Source organism: Longicatena caecimuris, assembly GCF_018406465.1.
GTDB lineage: Bacteria > Bacillota_I > Bacilli_A > Erysipelotrichales > Erysipelotrichaceae > Longicatena > Longicatena caecimuris.
On record NZ_AP024510.1, the window covers coordinates 1,740,044 to 1,761,454 of the forward strand.

Below are 21,411 nucleotides of genomic sequence, written 5' to 3' on the forward strand. Positions count from 1 at the left end.
TGATCAATCCTAAGCGTGTTGGATTTCTTCCCTTTTCTATTTACCTTCTTCATCTTTTAAACGTTGTACACATGCCTTCCTTACTTCATCATTCACAAATGCGGAAATATCTTGACCATAGCGTACCATTTCCCGAATGATGGTACTAGATACAAAAGATTGTGAAGGAGAAGCAAATAAAAGGATTGTTTCAATATCTTCAGCCATATGCTGATTGATACTAGCAATATCGCGTTCGTACTCATAATCCTTCACACTGCGAACACCGCGAATGATGGCAGAAGCTCCATGTTTTCTTGCATATTCTACCGTCAGACAGGTATCGTGATCAATGCGTACGTTCGCTAATTTCGCACAGGCTGCTTTCATAAACTGTAGGCGCTCTTCTAAAGTGAACGCAGAACGTTTTTCTGAATTCTCTAATATGACAACAATAACTTCATCAAACAAATGGCTAGCTCTGGTGATAATATCCAGATGTCCATTGGTGATTGGATCAAAGCTGCCGGGAAAAATGGCTTTTTTCATAATGGCCTCCATTCTTTCGCTACATGCGGGCACAAATTTTCTAAACACACTTACCACTAGTTGTTTTATAGTTTTTAGGAAAGAACACTATAGAGCATGTGGAAGTAAATGGTATTTCTTATTTGCTTAATTTAAATAAGTACCTTTGCCGTATTTTTAAGTTCCCCATTTTTATCAAGTTTTCACCCTTACCTCTTCTTATAATATGTAATACGCGTAATGCCATAGGTGGCATCTTTTACCTGCTCTAATGTTCCATAATACTCTTTAAAGGAATCCTCTTTAAGACTTTCGCAAACAACATCAGCTCCTGAAGAAAGCAGATCATGTTCCTCCAAGTAAGTTAAGATCCAATCAATCTGTTGTTTTTGATAAGGTGGATCTAGATAAACAAGATCAAATTTTCTTCCTTGTTCACTAGCAGCTGCTAGAGCTTTCTTGTAATCCATCTTCCATATTTCACAATTTTGCTGAATGCCTAATGTTTTAATATTCCGACGTATAGTCGCAATCGCCTTGCCATGAATATCACAAAGGATGGAATGGGATATGCCACGACTGATAGCTTCCAAAGACATATTTCCACTACCACCAAACAAATCCAGCATCTCACCACCATCAAAATATGGTCCAATTCTTGAGAATACTGCCTCTTTTACTTTATCTAAAGTAGGCCGTGTCGCATCCCCATCTACTGCCTCTATAACACGAGAACGAAATTTTCCTGCAACTATTCGCATTTTTTTCAACTCCTTATGTATAAACCAAAATTGGATGGGCATCATACTAGTGCAACCAAGTAAATGGTTGCTACCCCCCAATCTTTGTTTCTCCTCTTCCCTTTCTTAAAGAGTCCCTACCCCTTGGGGCTCTTTTTTTATCTACGCCTACTTTCACACTGCCCTGACGTCGAATGCGTGAGATGACCCCCTGAGATATTCCTATGGCACTCATGATAGACATCAAAGAACTACCGCCACTGGATATAAACAATAATGGTACACCAGTCAACGGTATCAATCCGCTGACACCACCGACATTCAAAACAAAATGTACAAAAATATACATGCCGGTACCAATCAAAATAATTTTATAGCCTTCACTTTGCGTATGAAAAGCATAATAGAATAAGCGTTGTAAAATAAGCAAGTAGCCGATTACTACGATACCTAATCCAAACACGCCTAATTCTTCTACAACGATAGAGAGGATGAAATCATTATCGGACTGTGTAAGATATCCATATTTTTGAATAGAGCTACCAAAACCTACACCTGTGATACCGCCTCTGGCGAAACCATATAAGCCATTAATCAATTGATACCCTACACCATGCGGATGTTGGAAAGGATCGATGGCGATATCCACACGACTACTTACATGTTTAAAAACAGGCAGTTTTGCTACCATCGTACTTCCGGTTTCACTCATAAGGAACAATGTACATACTGTGCCAACTATGAGTAACAGTTTTACCGTACGCTGTGCTTTTCTTAAACTGCGATGGGAAGGTATTAAAAAGCAGATTATCGTGATCATCGTCAATACCAACATCGTACCTAAATCACGCTGAAATAAAATTATCACAAAGAAAACAATAAAGAATATGACTGGAATGCGCACAATTGTCCAAAAATCATAGTTTTTGCGACCTGCCAATTCTACATACACAGCCATGATAACCACCATGAAGATTTTAGCAAATTCCGAAGGCTGCAAAGTGACCTCCATTCCAGGAATCGGAATTTGAATCCATGCTTTAGAACCAAACGTTTCTTTTGATACTAAAGTAAATGCCAATAAGCCTAATAGTATTAAACCAGCATAAAGATAAAGCTTCTTTGCCCTTGTCATCGTAAAGTTATTAGCAAAAAAAGTCATTAAGACATATGAGAATACCACAAAAGCCATCTGTTTGAGGATAACTTTCACCAGAACCAGTAAGCCACCGGCCTTTCCGGCATTCGTTGAAATGATCATTAAAGTACCAAAAGCAATTAGGATCAACACAGCTGCCTGCAGCGCCACATCAAATTTCTTTGGCATCTTTAAAGATACAATTATATTTTTTATCCGCAAGTGACATTCTCCTTTCTTTCATGTACTCTTAATGATATCATATTCTATATCATTTTTTAATATTTATTTAGCAAAACTCTTCCATTCTGAAAGAAAAGCGTATAAAATAAAGAACGAAAGAAAAGGAGTCTGTATATGAGCTTTAATTATGATAACATCGTTAAGGATAGTGATCCTATCGTTAGAGAAAAAAGCGTCACCGTACCAATTCCGATGCATGAAGAAGATAAAGAATTGTTAATGGACATGTTGCAATATGTTCGTGACTCACAAGACAGTGAACTGGCAGAAAAGCAGAACCTACGCCCAGCCGTCGGCATAGCGGCGATTCAATTAGGAATTCCTAAAAAAATGCTTGCTGTTGTTGTTCCTAAAGATGAAGAAGAAGATTATGAATTTGCTTTAGCAAATCCTAAGATTATTTCTGAATCAATTCAAAAAGCATATCTGAAAAACGGTGAAGGCTGTTTATCTGTAGAAGAAGAACATGAAGGCATCGTTCCTCGAGCTGCCCGCATTAAGGTCAAAGGCTTTGATTTATTACGTAATGAAGAAATCGTAATTTCAGCTAGCGGTTATCTCGCCATTGTATTACAACATGAAATGGATCATTTCAATGGTACTTTGTTTTATGATCATATCAATGTTACGAATCCTTGGCAGGAAATTCCAGACGCTAAGGTTATTGAATAAATGCTCATTAAGAGCATTTTTTATGCCCAAAACAGGTAGTTAAATGAAAAAAAGATACAGAAGCTGATTATTTTCGCTGATTTATGTTATAATAGAAAAAGATATAGGGTGCATATCAAATATAGTAAGAAAGGAGTTATTATGATAAATCATCATACAACAAATAAAAATCGTGCACCGAGAATCAGTCAGGATACAACGAATAAAGACAGTTATAATAAAATAAATACCGAACGAGGCGATACGCTAATTTATGCAATGGGCGGATTAGGCGAAGTCGGAAAAAATATGTACTGCTTTGAACACGAGAATGAAATCTTAATCATTGACTCTGGTGTTCGTTTTCCTGAGGACGATCTTCTCGGTGTCGATTATGTCATTCCAGATTATAACTATCTGGTGAAGAATAATCGTAAACGTAAAATATTAATTATCACGCATGGTCATGAGGATCATATTGGAGGAATTCCCTTCCTTTTAAAAAGTGTTGATATCGAAGCTATTTACGCACCGGCTTTTGCGGTAGCGTTAATCAATAAAAAATTAGAAGAACGTAAAATGCTAAGAGGCGTTAAAATCGTAGAAATCAATGATCGTAGTTCGGTCAAGATGCAACATTTCACATGTGGTTTCTTCAACACGACACATTCGATACCTGATTCTTTGGGTATTTTGATTAATACGCCAAATGGGCGTATTGTTGAAACTGGTGACTTTAAATTTGACTTGACACCGGTTGGCAGCAATGCTGATTATCAGGTCATGGCTTATATGGGACAGATTGGCGTAGACTTATTAATGAGTGATTCTACCAACTCTGGTGTAGCGGATTTTTCCATTTCTGAAAAGAAAGTGGCAGCAGAAATTTTAGATACCATGAAAAAAACGGATGGACGTTTAATTGTAGCAACCTTTGCTAGTAATGTCTATCGCGTTTCGCAAATCTTAGAAGCGGCTGTTGCTTGTGGACGTAAGGTCATTATCTTTGGACGTAGCATGGAGAATGTTGTAACCATTGGACGTAAAATGGGTAAGATCAAGGTTGGTGAAGAACACTTCTTAAAACCGGAACAGCTTTCTCATACACCAGCATCAAAGACATGTATCGTATGTACCGGCAGCCAAGGAGAACCACTTGCGGCATTGTCTCGTATTGCGAATGGAACACATCGTTTCATCAAACTGATTCCTGGTGATACCGTAATTTTCTCTTCTTCTCCGATACCTGGTAACGGAGCTAGTGTCAATCAGGTTGTTAACAAATTATTTAAAGCCGGGGCAAATGTCCTGACAAAATCAATTTTAGGTAATTTGCATACGACCGGCCATGCCTCACAGGAAGAGCAGAAATTGATGCTGCAGTTGATTAAGCCGAAATACTTCATGCCTGTCCATGGGGAATATAAAATGTTGAAACAGCACAAAGAAACAGCTATGGAGACTGGTATTCCTGAAGAAAATATCTTTACTTGTGCAAATGGGGATGTATTGATTTTGCGTAATCACCATGTATACGAAAGCAGCTTCCGTATTGCGGCTGATGATATTTATGTTGATGGCAATGATATCAGCGGTGTATCTACTGCCGTTTTAAAAGATCGTAAGATTTTGGCGGATAATGGATTAGTTGCAGCTATCATAGCGATTGATTCAAAAGAAAATAAAGTGTTATGCAAACCTGTTATTGTATCTCGTGGATTTGTCTTTATTAAAGATAGTCAGGGCTTATTGAAAGAAGCAGAAATGATTGTATACGATGCATTGAAGGAAAAAATGAAACAGCGTACAACCTTTTCTGATTTAAAGAATTGCGTGCGTTCTACTTTGGAACCGTTCTTATACAATAAGACACATCGTAATCCTATCGTTATTCCTGTTATCATTAATTCAAAAGCGGCTATGGCAGCCATGGCACAAGCTAGAGCCACACGCGTCAATCAACGAAAAACGCCACGAAAACCAACAACACATGAACCATCTTAACCGAAGGAAACCTTCGGTTTTTATTTTCTTATCCTCTTCTTTATGGTAAAATAAATGAGAATATGAGGTGTAAACAGCATGGTGAAAAAACTAGTAAAAATTGTTTCTGTATTATTACTTTTTGCCCTTCTAATTGCAGGTGTTTTCTTTTATTCTATCTACTATTCTGTGGATCATGTGAAGCTTGTAAATGAAACAATCAGTAGTACAAAAATCCCCACTTCAATGAATGATATTAAAATTGCTTTTATAAGCGATATCAAATATCATGGGTTTATGAAAAAAGAAAGACTTTCTACCATGATGGAAACCTTAGAAACCGCAGGGGCTGACATTGTTATCTTTGGCGGCGATGTCTTTACTTCCTTTGAAGAACAAAAACCCGATTCACAAACCGTGCGTGAAATTACTTCCCTGTTACAAAATATTAAAGCTCCATTAGGTAAATTTGCTGTATTAGGAGATGAAGATCTAGTAAGCAAAGAAGCCAAGCAAAAAGTCACCACTATTCTTTATAACAGTGATTTTGAAATTATCACCAATAAGAAATTGCAAATTCGCAACGGCAGTAAAGATAGCATTACACTCATTGGCTTAGATTCCATGATCAATGGCAACCCAAATGTATCCAAGCCTTTTGATAACATTAGTTCTGATGAATTTAATATTATGGTAACGCATTGTCCTGATATCATTAATAATAATGAAATTAACACAAAGTATTTAGATATCATCCTCAGTGGTCATTCTCTCGGTGGTCAAATTTATTTGCCATTGATAGGAGCTTTACAGAAAAGTGAAGGTGCTGATACATATTCACATGGTAAATATAGCATCAATGAAACTAAGCTCTATGTTTCCAATGGTTTGGGGACTGTTAATATGGATATGCGTTTGTTTGCCAGACCACAAATTTTGATCTTTCGTTTGGTGCATGAAAATTAACATGCACCTTTTTACAAACATCACTTCTAAAAGGAGGTTCTTTCATGATTGAAATCACATTTACAGAAAGTGCCGGTGGCGGTTTAAAAATGGCTCATGCCCTTTTGCACAATCAGCAATCTTCTTCACAAACCACCTTGCCAACAGAAATCCCACCTTCTTTTCAAGCATATGTAGGGGAAAATGTGTTTTGTTTTTCCCTTATGTTAACTGTTGGAAAGATTTCTGAAGAGCTGTTCTTTTCCCAACGTCAAGATATACTGCAGCAGCTTTATCATGATTTACCAAAAGATCTTCCTAGTGGAACACAAATGGCTAAGGATTGCATAGAACAAACCAAGCAGCAAATGACGATGTTAAAGAAACGCTTACAAGAAAAAGAAACAATCCGTATCTGGTACAGCCAAACACCGGATGATATTTGTGGATTTTATTGGTTTTGTCATCTATTACAGCAATGGCAGTTTTCAAATACTGTATATCTTCTGAAACTACCTGATTGGGAATATCATGATGGAGATCATGTTAATGTGAACCATCTTTGGAGTGAAGTTGCCCCAGAAGCCTTCTTCTCTTACCTTCCCCTTCAACAAGTTGCTCCCCCATCGCTGATTCAGTATTATGCACAATGCTGGCATACATTGCAAGAGGAAAATGGTAGTTTACGTGCCATCATCAATAATAACTTACTTACTGTTCCACTTACTTTTTATGATTTCCTCATCATAAAAACTTTTGCTAAATTTCATAAACCGGTTGTTGAAGCCTTTGTAATAGGAAAGCTTCTTAGCAAAGAAGCTGTTGGAATTCATGATACTTTTTTACATGCACGCATTCAATTTCTCCTACAAAAAAAACTATTGAAATGCATTGAAAAAGCTGAAGATAAACCTTATTATGATAAACTTCTCCTTAGCGACTATCTGATGTAAGCATATTTCAGCTATGTACTAGTCTTTTGTTTACGCTAAATTCAACAGATAATTATGAAACATACATAAAATAGTACGAAATCATAAATTTATGGAAGTTACTATAAGAATCATATCACAGAAGGATGTCTAGCTGGCATAGTTTATCGTAAAGCCAGCGCCTGCACAAATATATTAAAGCATCCCTATTTCATGCAATAAGGAGAAGATTGCAATTGCTGAGAATCGAAAAAAATGATTTATAATGATACTAATTCCTTTTCCATGCATTTACTAATCCTCTTACATACTATGAATTCATTTTATCGTAAACATACATACAAAAAGAAAAAATCAGGCAGTGTTTTGCCTGATCTTTTTACTGTATCTACGCTTTGATTCTAATACTTTTTTGTCTATGCGCGTAATTGGGCATCAACATCATGTTTCAAAGTTTCCAGGATTTTATCAAAGATTTCATTGATTTCCTTATCCTTTAAGGTACGCTCATTTGACTGGAAGTTGATGGACAATGCTATTGATTTATGTCCTTCTTCTACATGTTCACCGGTATAAACATCAAAGACTTCTACGTTTTGAATGATGTTTTCTTTACCCAATTTACCATTTTTACGAATGCTGTTTAAGATATCCGCAACCTTTACATCTTCTTTAACAACCAATGCCAAATCGCGTGATACACTAGGATATTTGCTGACTTCGATAAATTTAACCTTACTTGCTTTATTGTTTAACAGCACTTCAAGATTTAATTCCATGCCATACACATCATCAATCGCATATTCTTTTGCCATTGCCGGATGAATTTCTCCAAAAATACCCAGTAATTCTTTACCCAAATATAACTCTGCACTGCGATATGGGTGGAAATGTTTCGTATCTAATTTATTTTCTTGAACACGAATACGATTATTACTAAAGCCTAATGCTTCCAGCATGCTTTCAGCCAATCCTTTTAACGTGTAGAAATCAACATCCACACTGAATTTCTGCCAACGGTTTTTCTGCAAAGCACCACTTGCCGCAACAGCTAAGCGTTCTTCTACATGATGATTGCCATACACATTACTGATTTCAAACAATGCTACATCATGCTGATTTCTTGCCTGATTATAAGCAATACATCCCAACAAGGATGGCAGTAAGCTGTTTCGTACATAACGGCGATCTTCACTCATTGGTGATGCCATTTCTACGATATCCTGACTGCATGGAAGGATAGCATCTTCGATATGTTTTTTACTTACCAAAGAATAGCTGACAGCCTCATTATAACCAAGATTACTTAAAATATCGCGTACTCTTCTACGCATTCTTTGACGATTATCTAAAGCCCCTAAAGTTGCTGGCATATATGGCAAAGTACTAGGCAAACGATCATACCCTAAAATACGAATGATTTCTTCTGCAATATCTGCTTCCATACTGATATCGGTACGATAGCTAGGAATGCAGACATGAATGTTTTCCCCTTGTTTGCTAGGAGCAAAGTGCAAATCCTCTAATACTTGCATAACTTCTGCTTCGGCAAAGGTTGTACCTAGCAGTTTGTTGATGCTGTCCAGATTCACATCAAAGGCAACCGGTGTATAGTGATTATCCCCATACTGAACAGTTTCTTCAATACCATCCGCATCTGCATATTCACGTAATAAAGCAACTGCTCGATCCATTGCCTTGAAGGTTGCCATCGGTTCAATGCCTTTTTGGTAACGCACACTGGCATCGGTATTCAGATTCAAACGGCGTGCCGTATTACGGATTGCCACATGATGGAAGATGGCTGCTTCAATGATAATTCCACTTGTTGTATCTTCAATCTTAGAATCATCACCGCCCATAATACCAGCAATACCAATTGGTTTTCCTTCGGTGGTAATTACGATATCATCATCAGTTAAAGCATAATCAACACCATCTAACGCGGTATATGTGCATGCTTGATGATCTTTTACCGTGATTTCCTGAGCCGGAATCGCATTGATATCATAGAAATGCAAAGGCTGTCCAGTTTCTAACATGACGATATTGGAAATATCTACCACGTTATTGATCGATTTCATACCGGCTGCCATTAACAGCTCTTTCATCCATTTTGGTGAAGGTTTGATAGTCACATGATTGATAACCTTCCCTAAGAATAATGGACATTTTTCTGTTTCACTGGAAACTTTTAATTTCGTAGGTGTTCCTATATTAGCACTGCCTTCTTCATAGGGCAATGTCACTTCTTTATGTAAGATAGCCCCGGTTTCCAAAGCCATAGACCAAGCAGCCATACAATCGTTACGATTTGGTGTTAATCCAACATCCAAAATGGCATCATCCAAGCCTAGATATCCTAATGGATCTTCATTGCCAACAGGTGCATCTTCATCCAAGACCTCAATTCCGTTTTTACTTTCTTCACTCAGCATATGTGCATCAACACCAAGCTCCAATAAAGAACAGATCATGCCATTAGAGGCTTGTCCGCGAATCATACCGGCTTTGATTTCACCATCAGGTAACTTTGCCCCAACACGAGCAACGATGACCTTTTGTCCAGCGGCAACATTTGGTGCCCCACAAACAATTTGCTCACTTGTATCCCCTAGATCCACCTGACAAACATGCAAATGGTCACTATCTGGATGTGCTTCACAGCTCAATACCTTACCAATCACCAATTTACTGCCACTTGACATATGCGCAACGCCTTCAACTTCCAAGCCAGCATCGGTAATGCGTTCGGCCATTTCTTCTATCGTAATATCGGACAGATCCATGTACTGTCCTAACCATTTTTTACTTATTATCATGCCAACATCCTCCTACTCGAAACGATTAAATGTCTTCAAGAAGCGAAGATCATTTGTATAGAAATTACGTATATCCGTAATGCCATATTTCAGCATAGCTACACGTTCAATACCGACACCAAACGCAAAACCGCTGCATTTCTCAGGATCATACCCAGCCATACGTAGCACATTTGGATGCACCATGCCGGCACCTAAGATTTCAATCCAACCGGTTCCTTTACAAACCGGGCAGCCCTTGCCTCCACATACATGACAACTAACATCAACTTCCACGCTAGGTTCTGTAAACTGGAAATAGCTTGGACGGAAACGAATCGTACGGCTTTCACCGAACATTTTCTGTGCTAAGAATTCCAAGGTTCCCTTTAAATCAGATAAGGTGATGCCTTCTGCGACAACCAAACCTTCACACTGCATAAACTGATGAGAATGCGTTGCATCATCATCATCACGGCGATAGACCTTACCTGGGCAGATGACCTTGATTGGCAGATGGCAATTTTGTTTTGCATAGTATTCCAATTGGCGCATTTGTACGGCAGTCGTGTGGGTACGTAGCAATTCTTCTTCATTGATGTAGAAGGTATCCTGCATATCTCTGGCAGGGTGATCCTTTGGTATATTGGCACGTTCAAAGTTATAGAAGTCTTCTTCTACTTCCGGACCTTCAGCTACCGTATAGCCTAAACCAATAAACAAATCTTCAATTTCCTGCTGGATGAGCATCAAAGGATGTAAATTGCCCAGGTTCGGCTTTTGACCATCTAAAGTGATATCAATTTTTTCCTTTTCAATCTTTTCTTCCATTTCTTTGATTTCCAACACCTGCTTGCGTTCTTCTATCGCATCCGCAAACATTGTTTTGACCTCATTGACCTGTTGGCCAAAGGCAGGGCGTTCTTCCTTAGGAAGATCTTTCATTGATTTCATAACTTCCTGAATCGGACCTTTTTTACCAAGATACAATACACGTAATTCTTGCAGATCATGCAAACTTTCACAGGCTGCAATCTTAGCAAGGCCTTCTTCTTTGATACTTGTAAGCTTTTCCATACTTTCATTCCTTTCTGCTTATAAAAAAAGCCGCAAGCTACAGGAACCCATGCGTATGGGCGGTACCATCCTGTTTCATCTTGCGACACACTTACTTACAATACACAGATAACCGCTGTGTGATACGGGGGATCATTACTCCCACTCCTAGGTGAATTCATAAAGGCTTTTCACAAAAAGACTTTCAGCTGGTGTCTTTTCTCTCTGGGTGAAGGCATTTTACTACTAGTCCTCATCAACGTATTCTTTATTATTATAAAGAACTTATGCTGAAATTACAAGGGGAAAATCAGAAGAATCAGATGTGCAACAGCATTCACACTCATACACAACAGGATTCCTAATATTGTAGGAATCAGAAATGCCAGCCATGTCCATTTCCAGCTTTGCGTTTCTTTATGAATAGTCAATAATGTGGTAGCACATGGAAAATGCACAAGGGAGAACAGCAGCGTACAAATGGCAGTGATCCATGTCCAACCATGATCAACAAATAAACTCTTAAGTAAGGTCAGATTACTTAGATCATTCATAGAACCACTTGCCATATAAGCCATAATCATAATAGGTACGACAATCTCATTTGCTGGAAATCCTAATAAGAATGCTAATAGAATTACCCCATCCAATCCCATCAATTTCGCAAAAGGATCTAGAAAACCGGAGACATATGCTAAGATCGTAATTCCCTGCACCTCCACGTTGGCGAACAACCAAATGATGATGCCGGCTGGTAACGCCACACTGATGGCCCTTCCCAAAACAAATAAAGTACGATCAAAGATAGAACGAAGGATGACCTTACCAAACTGTGGGCGGCGATATGGCGGTAGTTCCAGAGAAAAACTAGAAGGTATACCCTTTAATAAGGTTTTCGATAAGACTTTTGATACCAAAAAGGTCAAAAAGATACCAAACAAGATGACAAGAGTCAGCAGGAGCGTAGCAAATAAACCATTCCACGGTGCTGCAAACATACCGGCAAAAAACATGGTGATAATACTGATAAGCGTAGGAAAACGTCCATTGCACGGCACAAAGACATTCGTCAAAATAGCAATCAAACGCTCTCTAGGGCTATCAATGATGCGAGCACCGCTAACCCCAACTGCATTACACCCAAAGCCCATTGCCATAGTCAATGCCTGTTTTCCACACGTACAAGCCTTTTGAAAAAAGCCATCCAGATTAAAGGCAATACGCGGAAGATAGCCAAAGTCTTCTAATAAGGTGAATAAGGGAAAGAAAATAGCCATAGGTGGCAACATGACGGCAATGACCCATCCTGCTGTCTTTACCATACCATCCACGAATAAACCTTCTAGCAGTTTTGCCACATGCAGCTGCTCACAAGCCTGATGTAGCCATGCTTCCAATTGAACAAAGAAGGCACTTAGATAAGCACTTGGAACATTGGCACCGGCAATTGTGATCCAAAAAATCAATGCCAATAACACGATCATACACAAAAAGCCCCACACCTTATGCGTAACGATACGATCCATACGCATATCCTTTTCTAAATAGGATCCATCCTCAATCTTGACACACTGATCACAGATCATCTTCGCTTTTTTTTGTAAGGCATTCACTATGATATCCTCAAATTGTTCATAGCAGCCACTTCTTTTTAGATGTTCCTGTTCCTGTCTGACCATAGTCTGAACTTCCTCTTTATTCGTCAAGACGGCATAAAATTTTTCGTCCTCTACTTGCGGATCAAGTAATTTTAATGCCAGAAAATGATGATTCCATCCAGGCGCATGAATAGTCTGTGCCAGTCTTTCGATTGCCTGTTGCAATTGTGCATCATAAGACAGTACACACCACTCACGCAGTGGTTTTTGAGCTGTTTTTTCAATGGCTTCCTTTAAGCTGCGAAATCCTTTTCCATTACGAGCACTCATGCCAACGACTTCAACCTGTAATAAGTTAGCTAATTTATCAAGATCCAGATGGATGTGTTTCTTTTCGGCTTCATCCATCAAATTAACAATTACTACAACACGATTCGTAATTTCCATGGTTTGTAAGACTAAATTCATATTGCGTTCTAACATCGTCGCATCACAAACGACCAGACAGACATCACATTTCTCAAAACAAACGAAATTGCGTGCTACCTCTTCCTCACTAGAATGTGCTAAAAGTGAATAAGTGCCAGGAAGATCGATCATTTCATGAATGCGATCATGATGTGTAAAAGTGCCACTAGCCAGTTCAACAGTTTTACCAGGCCAATTCCCCGTATGCTGTTTCATGCCTGTCAAACCATTAAACACTGTACTTTTTCCGACATTTGGATTTCCCAACAAGGCAATTGTATAGCCCTTTGTTTCTTTTTCATATAATTCATTAATTTCCTCATTCATCTGCATTAATTTCTCAAACAGCACGAAACTCCCCCTTTTCGCGAACTTCGATGTTCTTTTCATCGCTCGCACGCAAAGCAATCTTACCACCTTTTACAATATATGCCCGCATACCTTTGGAGGGTGAGGAAAGAATAGGTTCTACGATATTACCCACAACAAAGCCCAGATCCATCAGCCGGCGTTTCATATGTGCCTCATGATGTAATGCTATGATTTCCACCTGTGTAAGCAAAGGCACCTCCTGTAATGTCATCCTTAAACACCTCCTATGTTAGTATATTGAACCTGGTAAAAATAGCTGATGGCAAATACCTAGACATAGAATAAGATATGTACAAATGCAGCTAGGTTGTATAACTTAAGACAAAAACATAGAGAATTCGTATATAATAAAAAAGATATCTGCAAGAGATGTTTGCAAATATCTTATCGGTTTATAAATTAGTTAATTCCTCATCTAAACATTTTAGATCCTTACGAATAGTTAAGGCTTGCGGACATAGCGTTTCACACTTTCCACATTGTTGACAATGACTAGCTTTTTCTTCTTCCTTCATACTAGTATACGCATCTTTGGTTTTTTGTGCAAAGGCATATTTAGCATACTCATTCCACAATTTGAAATTTTTAGGAATATCTACACCGAAAGGGCAAGGCATACAATAACTACATCCGGTACAGCCATTGCGGGTACGCTCTTTGATCTTCTTCGCTGCTCTTTCAACCAACTGACGTTCTTCCTCTTGCAATGGTGTGAATTGCTCGAAGGTGGAAAGATTATCCAAGACCTGTTCCATGCTAGACATGCCACTTAAGACAACCTTCACATTTGGTTTGCTGGCAACCCAACGCAATGCCCAAGAAGAAATGCTTTTTTCTGGAGCGTATGCCTTCATTTCGGCAGCGATATCTTCTGGCAAATAAGATAATGAACCACCCTTGATTGGTTCCATAATGACCATTGGAATCCCTAGCTGCTCAGCTAAAGCATAGCCACGATCTCCGGCCTGTACATCTGTATCTACATAATTATATTGAATCTGACAAAAATCCCAAGCACGATAAGTTAGAATTTCTTCAAAGACCTCATAACTATCATGAAAAGAAAAACCAAAATTGCGAATCTTTCCTGCTTGCTTTAATTCCTCACAATAGCTCACAATACCTAATTGTTTTGCCTTTTCCCATTTTGCTTTGTCTAAGGCATGTAACAAATAAAAATCAACATAGTCTACATCTAAACGCGCAAGCTGTTTCTCAAACATTACCTTTGCATCATCTAAAGAAGTAAGATCCCATAAAGGAAGTTTGGTTGTCAGGTAAAAACTATCACGTGGATATTTTTTCAGCACCCTGCCCACAAAAGGTTCACTATCACCATGATGGTAAGGAAAAGCCGTATCAATATACGTCACTCCATGGGCAATGGCTGTATCCAACATTTTCGTTGCTTGTTTCTCATCAATGCTGCCATCCTTGTTCGTTGGAAAACGCATACAGCCAAATCCTAATAAAGATGGTGTATATCCATGTTTCATCTCTCTATATTCCATGTGAAAATACCTCCTACTTTTTTTATCATTATACTATGAAATTTTAAAAGAAAACAGGACTATTTCATCCTGTTGTCAATTCCTTTAGGTCAAATGGTGTCATTTGGTATACATAATTCAGCCAGTTGCGATAAAGCAAATTGGCATGGGCACGCCATTTAAAAAGCGGCTCTTTGCTAGGATCATCTTCAGGAAAATAATTATATGGAATCTGAATTTCTTTGCCCTGGTTCAGATCACGGAAATACTCCTGTGCTAAGGTATCCTTTCCATATTCTAAATGCCCCATAATGAAGATACGGCGAAAATCACGTGTAGCAATAATATTAGAGCCTGTTGTATTAGAGCGTGATAAAACTTCCAGTTCCTTGACCTCTGCTAAAGCTTCTTCATCAATCGCTGTATGGCGAGAATGCGGTGTCATATGTACCTCATCAAAGCCATTGGTCAAAAAGTTATATTCATCACACAAGAGCTGCGGGAAGATACCAAATACTTTATGTGGAAGTAAATGCTTTTGGATCCCATAATGATAATATAAGCCTGCCTGCGCACCCCAACAGATATGCACGGTGGAATAAACATGGGATTTGCTCCATTCCATGATCGTACAAAGCTCTTGCCAATAATCCACATCTTCATATTCTAAATGTTCTACCGGTGCTCCGGTAATAATAAGACCATCGTAATGGTTCTCCTTCAACATGGAAAAATCATCATAAAATTTCAATAAATGATCGGCACTGGTATTCTTAGAAACATGGTTGCTGACCTTCATAAAGTCAATATCTACCTGTAAAGGTGATTTACTGATCAAACGCAAGATCTGCGTTTCTGTTTCAATCTTTTTCGGCATCAGATTTAAAATAGCAATGCGCAATGGACGAATATCTTGTTTTCGGGCAACATCCTCTTCTAAGGCAAAGATTTTTTCACTTTCCAAAATCTCCTTAGCAGGCAATCCATTTAGTATATTAATTGGCATACCAAATCACCCTAAATTTGCGCAAAGGCTTGTTTCAGATCATCTAAGATATCTTCCACATTTTCAATACCGCATGATAAACGTATCAAGCCTGGGGTAATACCGCAATTTACCAACTGTTCATCACTTAACTGACGATGTGTTGAGCTTGCCGGATGCAAGACACAGGTACGAATATCGGCTACATGGACTTCCAAAGAAGCGAGTTGTAAATGATCGATAAAGGCAGCGGCGCGCTCCCTTCCCCCTTTAATGGAAAAGGAAATAACTCCACAACAGCCATTTGGCAGATATTTCTGTGCCAAAGTATAGTATTTAGAACTTTTTAAGCCTGGATAGTTTACAAATTCAACAGCTTCCTGACTTTCTAAATATGCAGCCACTTTCTGGGCATTTGCACAATGACGCTCCATGCGCAAAGCCAGTGTTTCTAAGCCTAGGTTTAATAGGAAAGCAGAATGGGCAGCTGGATAGCAACCTAAATCACGCATCAGCTGTACGCGTGCTTTGGTAATATAAGCAGCCTTACCAAAGCTTTCGGTATAAACAATACCATGATAAGATTCATCCGGTGTGCTTAAGCCAGGAAATTTTCCATTATCCCAAGGAAAGTTCCCACTATCTACGATCACACCGCCTACCTGCAAGGCATGTCCATCCATATATTTTGTCGTTGAATGGATTACGATATCGGCACCCCATGCAAATGGACGGCACAAAATCGGTGTAGCAAATGTATTATCAATTAATAAAGGTACATCATGGGCATGTGCTAGTTTGGCAAACTTTTCAATGTCCAACACATTCATGGCCGGATTCGCCATGATCTCACCAAAAACGGCCTTGGTATTCGGACGAAAAGCAGCTTCAATTTCGGCTGGCTGTGCATCCGGGTCAACAAAGGTAACTTCAATGCCAAACTTCTTCAAAGTAATGGCAAATAAATTCACCGTTCCGCCATAAATCGTTGAAGAAGAAATCACATGATCTCCGCTTTCCAACAAATTCATCAAAGCTATGAAAGAAGCACTCTGTCCACTTGTTGTACATAGTGCACCGATACCGCCTTCCAATGCGGCAATCTTTTTTTCTACTGCATCTACAGTAGGATTGGAAATACGTGAATACATATGCCCTTCTGCTGTTAGATCAAATAATTGTCCTACAAAATCAGTTGAATCATATTTATATGTCGTACTTTGATAAATGGGCAATACACGTGGTTCCCCATTCTTTGGTTCATACCCTGCATGTAAGCATTTTGTTTCTATTTTCATAAACGCTCCTCCAATTTTCATATGTTTAATTTTACTATCATTTCTTTCATTATTCAATCTATTTTTATTTCACTCCTACACAGGTTCTTCCTTTGATCTGATCCAATACCCGCATGACCTCCATACTGGCTGCCTGTGACATTAGCGGACTTTCCAATAGTCCTTGTTCCATGCAATCTACAGCATGTTCGATTTCCGGTGTAAAATCACTCTCCATACAAACTTGAATCTTCTCTTGCCCATCCTCTTTCACAAGAAGTGCCTCGGTGTTCTTCCAAAAATTCTCACAAACGATATAGCCGTTATCTCCATATAAAAACCCCTTATTTTCAACTGTCATATTCCAACAGCTGCGAATACTAGCCATGATGCCATTTTCATATTGTAATAAGCATTGCATAAAATCATCATACCCTTTTTGCGTAAGATGGACCATATCTTTGCAGGATACAAGCCTGCTATTGGCAAAAAAGTTTGCATAAACCAATGGGTATACACCGACATCATAACTACAGCCCCCATCCTCTTGACGATAGCCCCAAAAATCATCCGGCATATTTTCCTTACCAAGATCATAACCATAACTTGCCTCAATATAGCGCAATTGCCCGATTGCTCCATCCTGTATCATTTGTTGAATGGTCTGATTTAAAGGAGTAAAAATCGTTTTTTCTGCCTCCATTAAAAAACATCCTTGTTTTTTCGCAAAGGTAAAACACTCCACTACTTGCTCATGATTAGCAACAAATGGTTTTTCACATACTACATGCTTATGATGCTGTAAGCATGCCATGATATGTGTATAATGCAAATAATTAGGGGTACAGATATACACCATATCTACCTGAGGATCATGCAGCAATTCCTCATAGCTCCCATAGGCTTTGGGGCAAGGATGTTGTTTTTGAAAATCTTGAGCGTGTGCGATATTTCGCGATGCTACCGCATATAGCTGTGCATTGTGTGCATAGGCAATCCCCTTTGCAACACGATGTGAAATCTTTCCTAATCCCATGATACCGATATTTTTCATAGACGTTACCTTCCTTTTCCTTTATTGTAACGCAAGGAGATACAACTCGTAAAGAAGTCATTTTCATATGTTTGATTCTTTGTTATAATGAAAAAAAAGGAGGCTTTTAAAATGGAATATGAAATCAAAGGCGGGCAATTACCGGTTGTTGTTTGTCATTTACAAAAAGATGAAAAAGTATTTACCGAATCCGGTGGCATGTGCTGGATGGATGATGGATTTGAAATGTATGCGAATACACGTGGTGGTTTACTAAAAGGATTAGGCCGAGCTATGGCTGGTGAATCCATTTTCTTAACAACCTATACTGCCGGCAACGATAATAGTGAAATTGCCTTTGGCTCTAGTTTCCCCGGTAAGATCTTACCCATTACCTTATGTGATGGAGAATGCATCATCATTCAGAAAACAGCCTTTCTAGCTGCGGAAGACAGTGTCACCTTGCAACCATTCTTCCGTAAACGTTTAGGAGCCGGTTTCTTTGGCGGAGAAGGTTTTATCCTACAAAAACTGATAGGACCGGGAACCGCCTTCTTAGAAATTGATGGCGATATTGTGGAGAAAGAGTTACAACCAGGACAGCTGTTAAAGATCGATCAAGGCTATATCGCGATGTTTGAAGAGCATGTAGATTTTGATATCACAACAGTAAAAGGTTTAAAAAATAAGTTTTTAAGTGGTGAAGGTTTCTTCTTGGCAACCTGTAAAGGTCCGGGCAAAGTATGGTTACAAACCATGCCATTCTCAGTCTTAGCTGATCGTATCATCGATATTGTACCACATCAATAAAACAATGCTTCCTTTCAAAGCCATCTATCCTGATGGCTTTTTCTTTTGCGAATATAGATGGTTCTTTTTTACAAAAAGGTATTGTCAAATTCACAAAAATATTGTATATTATTAACGCAATCAAGATGCGGGTGTAGTTCAATGGTAGAACTTCAGCCTTCCAAGCTGACTACGTGAGTTCGATTCTCATCACCCGCTCCATTAAGAACGATAAGCGATGATTCCTATCATCGTTTTTATTTTCTACTTTCATCATATTTCTTTTGCTTCATCGATTTCATCATAGTATTTTACCCTTATTTGCGATACAATAGGCATGGTGATAAAGATGAAAAGAAAACAGACTTGGTTTTATATAGGCGTTGGTGTTGTCCTATTGTTACTAATCTATATGATTGGTGTAGGTGCCAATGGGAAAGCTTTGGCTGCCCGCCAAAAAGTTTTTACCTTTCATAAAGGTGAAGTCTTGCCAAAGAAAGCAACTTATTATGTAAAAGGCATCACCAATCCCAAAAAAGTAGAAATGGACATGTCCCAAGTCAACACAGATAAAACCGGCAACTATATCCTACATATCAAACAATCTTCACATACCTATGATGTAAAGATTCAAATCATTGCATGAGAAAACACCGATAAAGGTTAGCTTCACCGGTGTCTTTTTTTATTAACGCAACATTGTTTTTGCTGCTACTGCTAATACTTTGGGATTTCTATTGTATGGTGTTACCGGACATATCTTCTTATCAATGCCTAACAACGTATACACAGCAATACGTGCTGCACGGACGCTGTATTCTTCAGTAAAGACCATATCCTCTGGAATCTCAACAAACTGAGAAATCATCGCAAAGTTTGTAGAACCTTCAGGCACAACCAGTGGACGATCAGATTTCGCACGTGGTTGGAATTGGGAATCAATGTATGGCATCATGCAAGGAATGACATTCACTACAGTTTCAAGAATATCCTTCGTATCCTTTTCAAAATGCAGATGTCCTAATAACTCAAGCAACAGTTCTTCTCCTGTACATTCCCGCATAGGTTTTTTAACATAATCTCCAATTGCCTTGGTATAGAGACCATAGCCCCAGAAAATCGTGGTATCCGCATCTTGTGCTTTAAAATGCGGTTGTGCGGCAACTACAATGCTCATCAGCCAGCTAGAGTCTTTAAATGTCATTAACGCTCCGCTGCCTGGGATATTCCCTGAGAATTGCTCAATCATCTTTAACAGCTTATTACCTTTCATCGTGACTGTGAAACTTTCCCAATTTGTTTCCTCAGGTTTGCCAAAGAATGGTGTTGGATCACCTAGTGAAGGTTTCTTTTCAGCAACCTTACGCCATAATTCTCCACTCATAGGGGCATCCGGGGTAAACGCTGGAGCGTGATGATAGTCGCCTAAAGTAGCATTATCAGTCATACAGCCATTGGTCATGATACAAATATCTTCTTCATTTAGATGAATGGTACGCTCTCTGCCATTTTCATTGAGATGAATGTCAGTAACTGTAATGGCATCCTCTTTAAAATCAATATCCTTCACAACTGCCTTGATGCTAAAATCAACACCAAAGCCATCCAAATATGCCTTTAAAGGAAGAATGACGGATTCATATTGGTTATATGGTGTACGTGTAACACCTTCTAAGGTTTCAATACGTGGGAATTCTAAGATCATGCGGTTCATGTAACGGCGGAATTCAAATGCGCTTGACCATTTCTGGAAAGCGAATGTTGTCTGCCACATATACCAGAAATTCGTTGTAAAAAAATGAGGACTGTTCGCAAACCATTCTTCAATGGTCACATTATCCAATTTTTCCTCAGGGGTTGCCAGAAGTTTTGTCATCAACACCCGATCAGTGTTGTTGAACTGCATGCTGGTAACATCCTGAATTACTCCATAGCGATCTATTAAACGTGCTTGTGCATGCGTAGGATGCAAATGATCAAAGTTTAAAATTTCTTCTGTAACGCTTTTCCCTTTCCAATCGAGAGATGGAATCGTTGAGAATAAATCCCAGAAATTTTCATAAGTTTCTTCATTCAACATTCTACCGCCACGACAAACAAAACCGTTTTGCATATTGCCGGCACCATCATTACTGCCGCCAAGGATCGGTAAACCTTCTATGATATGAATATTTTCTCCATGAAATCCACCATCCTGCAGTAAATAGGCAGCTGCTGCCATCGTTGCCAAACCTCCACCAATTAAGTAAGCTTGGCGCTCTCCTTCACGTCCTGATGAAACTTTACAACGAGCAGTTTCCCTATTTCTTTCTTGCATACGTTTTACAACGCCTGCGGCTACACCGGCGCCGGCTGCCACACTTGTTGCGATAATGAGTTTTTTTACATTTTCCTGTTTCATAA

Annotated in this window: 18 protein-coding genes and 1 tRNA gene; 7 read left to right on the plus strand and 12 right to left on the minus strand. The window is 38.8% G+C overall.

Going from position 1 to position 21,411, the window contains the following annotated elements:
* Positions 1 to 36 precede the first annotated feature (36 nt).
* The 3 genes from coaD to KJS44_RS08250 form a co-directional block, all read right to left on the minus strand.
* The gene (gene coaD / locus KJS44_RS08240) at positions 37 to 528 is read right to left on the minus strand and encodes a pantetheine-phosphate adenylyltransferase (RefSeq protein ID WP_008688011.1); all 492 of its coding nucleotides are present in this window, start codon (positions 526 to 528) and stop codon (positions 37 to 39) included.
* A 188-nt stretch (positions 529 to 716) separates the two neighbouring features.
* Positions 717 to 1,268: a 16S rRNA (guanine(966)-N(2))-methyltransferase RsmD gene (gene rsmD, locus KJS44_RS08245; RefSeq protein ID WP_008688010.1), complete on the minus strand. Its 552-nt coding sequence runs from the start codon at positions 1,266 to 1,268 to the stop codon at positions 717 to 719.
* A gap of 70 nt (positions 1,269 to 1,338) precedes the next feature.
* Positions 1,339 to 2,607: an FtsW/RodA/SpoVE family cell cycle protein gene (locus tag KJS44_RS08250; RefSeq protein WP_008688009.1), complete on the minus strand. Its 1,269-nt coding sequence runs from the start codon at positions 2,605 to 2,607 to the stop codon at positions 1,339 to 1,341.
* Between the two features lie 135 nt (positions 2,608 to 2,742).
* Between KJS44_RS08250 and def the strand changes: the two genes are divergently transcribed.
* From def to KJS44_RS08270, 4 genes are all read left to right on the plus strand, one after another.
* Positions 2,743 to 3,300, plus strand: coding sequence for a peptide deformylase (def, locus tag KJS44_RS08255; protein ID WP_008688008.1), 558 nt, complete (start codon positions 2,743 to 2,745; stop codon positions 3,298 to 3,300).
* Between the two features lie 141 nt (positions 3,301 to 3,441).
* Entirely contained in the window at positions 3,442 to 5,283 is a 1,842-nt protein-coding gene (gene rnjA, locus KJS44_RS08260) for a ribonuclease J1 (RefSeq protein WP_008688007.1), read from the plus strand.
* 78 nt (positions 5,284 to 5,361) lie between these two features.
* Complete coding sequence (locus KJS44_RS08265; RefSeq protein ID WP_008688006.1) at positions 5,362 to 6,228, plus strand: metallophosphoesterase; 867 nt, start codon at positions 5,362 to 5,364, stop codon at positions 6,226 to 6,228.
* A gap of 44 nt (positions 6,229 to 6,272) precedes the next feature.
* Complete coding sequence (locus tag KJS44_RS08270; protein WP_213540024.1) at positions 6,273 to 7,160, plus strand: DUF3658 domain-containing protein; 888 nt, start codon at positions 6,273 to 6,275, stop codon at positions 7,158 to 7,160.
* 395 nt (positions 7,161 to 7,555) lie between these two features.
* On the opposite strand, the gene pheT is transcribed toward KJS44_RS08270, so the two are convergent.
* The 8 genes from pheT to KJS44_RS08310 form a co-directional block, all read right to left on the minus strand.
* Complete coding sequence (gene pheT / locus KJS44_RS08275) at positions 7,556 to 9,961, minus strand: phenylalanine--tRNA ligase subunit beta (protein ID WP_008688002.1); 2,406 nt, start codon at positions 9,959 to 9,961, stop codon at positions 7,556 to 7,558.
* Positions 9,962 to 9,973: 12 nt separating this feature from the next.
* A complete protein-coding gene (gene pheS, locus KJS44_RS08280) occupies positions 9,974 to 11,017 on the minus strand; it encodes a phenylalanine--tRNA ligase subunit alpha (protein ID WP_008687999.1) in 1,044 nt (347 codons plus the stop codon).
* A gap of 275 nt (positions 11,018 to 11,292) precedes the next feature.
* Positions 11,293 to 13,413, minus strand: a complete 2,121-nt coding sequence (gene feoB / locus KJS44_RS08285) for a ferrous iron transport protein B (RefSeq protein ID WP_008687998.1) — start codon at positions 13,411 to 13,413, stop codon at positions 11,293 to 11,295.
* Complete coding sequence (locus KJS44_RS08290; protein ID WP_008687996.1) at positions 13,403 to 13,645, minus strand: FeoA family protein; 243 nt, start codon at positions 13,643 to 13,645, stop codon at positions 13,403 to 13,405. The genes feoB and KJS44_RS08290 overlap by 11 nt, the downstream gene beginning before the upstream one ends.
* Before the next feature lie 181 nt (positions 13,646 to 13,826).
* Positions 13,827 to 14,945 (minus strand): aldo/keto reductase, encoded by a 1,119-nt coding sequence (locus tag KJS44_RS08295; RefSeq protein ID WP_008687995.1) that lies wholly within the window; start codon positions 14,943 to 14,945, stop codon positions 13,827 to 13,829.
* A 64-nt stretch (positions 14,946 to 15,009) separates the two neighbouring features.
* Positions 15,010 to 15,930 (minus strand): homoserine O-succinyltransferase, encoded by a 921-nt coding sequence (locus KJS44_RS08300; protein WP_008687993.1) that lies wholly within the window; start codon positions 15,928 to 15,930, stop codon positions 15,010 to 15,012.
* Between the two features lie 11 nt (positions 15,931 to 15,941).
* Entirely contained in the window at positions 15,942 to 17,207 is a 1,266-nt protein-coding gene (locus tag KJS44_RS08305) for an O-acetylhomoserine aminocarboxypropyltransferase/cysteine synthase family protein (RefSeq protein ID WP_008687992.1), read from the minus strand.
* Between the two features lie 64 nt (positions 17,208 to 17,271).
* Positions 17,272 to 18,240: a Gfo/Idh/MocA family protein gene (locus KJS44_RS08310; RefSeq protein WP_008687991.1), complete on the minus strand. Its 969-nt coding sequence runs from the start codon at positions 18,238 to 18,240 to the stop codon at positions 17,272 to 17,274.
* A 111-nt stretch (positions 18,241 to 18,351) separates the two neighbouring features.
* Here KJS44_RS08310 and KJS44_RS08315 point away from each other — a divergent pair, with 111 nt between their 5' ends.
* The 3 genes from KJS44_RS08315 (at position 18,352) to KJS44_RS08325 (ending at position 19,654) form a co-directional block, all read left to right on the plus strand.
* Positions 18,352 to 19,029, plus strand: coding sequence for a TIGR00266 family protein (locus KJS44_RS08315; RefSeq protein ID WP_008687990.1), 678 nt, complete (start codon positions 18,352 to 18,354; stop codon positions 19,027 to 19,029).
* A 127-nt stretch (positions 19,030 to 19,156) separates the two neighbouring features.
* Positions 19,157 to 19,230: transfer RNA gene (locus tag KJS44_RS08320), tRNA-Gly, on the plus strand.
* A 127-nt stretch (positions 19,231 to 19,357) separates the two neighbouring features.
* Positions 19,358 to 19,654, plus strand: coding sequence for a hypothetical protein (locus KJS44_RS08325; protein WP_117547522.1), 297 nt, complete (start codon positions 19,358 to 19,360; stop codon positions 19,652 to 19,654).
* A gap of 42 nt (positions 19,655 to 19,696) precedes the next feature.
* Here KJS44_RS08325 and KJS44_RS08330 read toward each other — a convergent pair whose 3' ends face one another.
* The gene (locus KJS44_RS08330) at positions 19,697 to 21,409 is read right to left on the minus strand and encodes an oleate hydratase (protein WP_008687988.1); all 1,713 of its coding nucleotides are present in this window, start codon (positions 21,407 to 21,409) and stop codon (positions 19,697 to 19,699) included.
* Positions 21,410 to 21,411 lie beyond the last annotated feature (2 nt).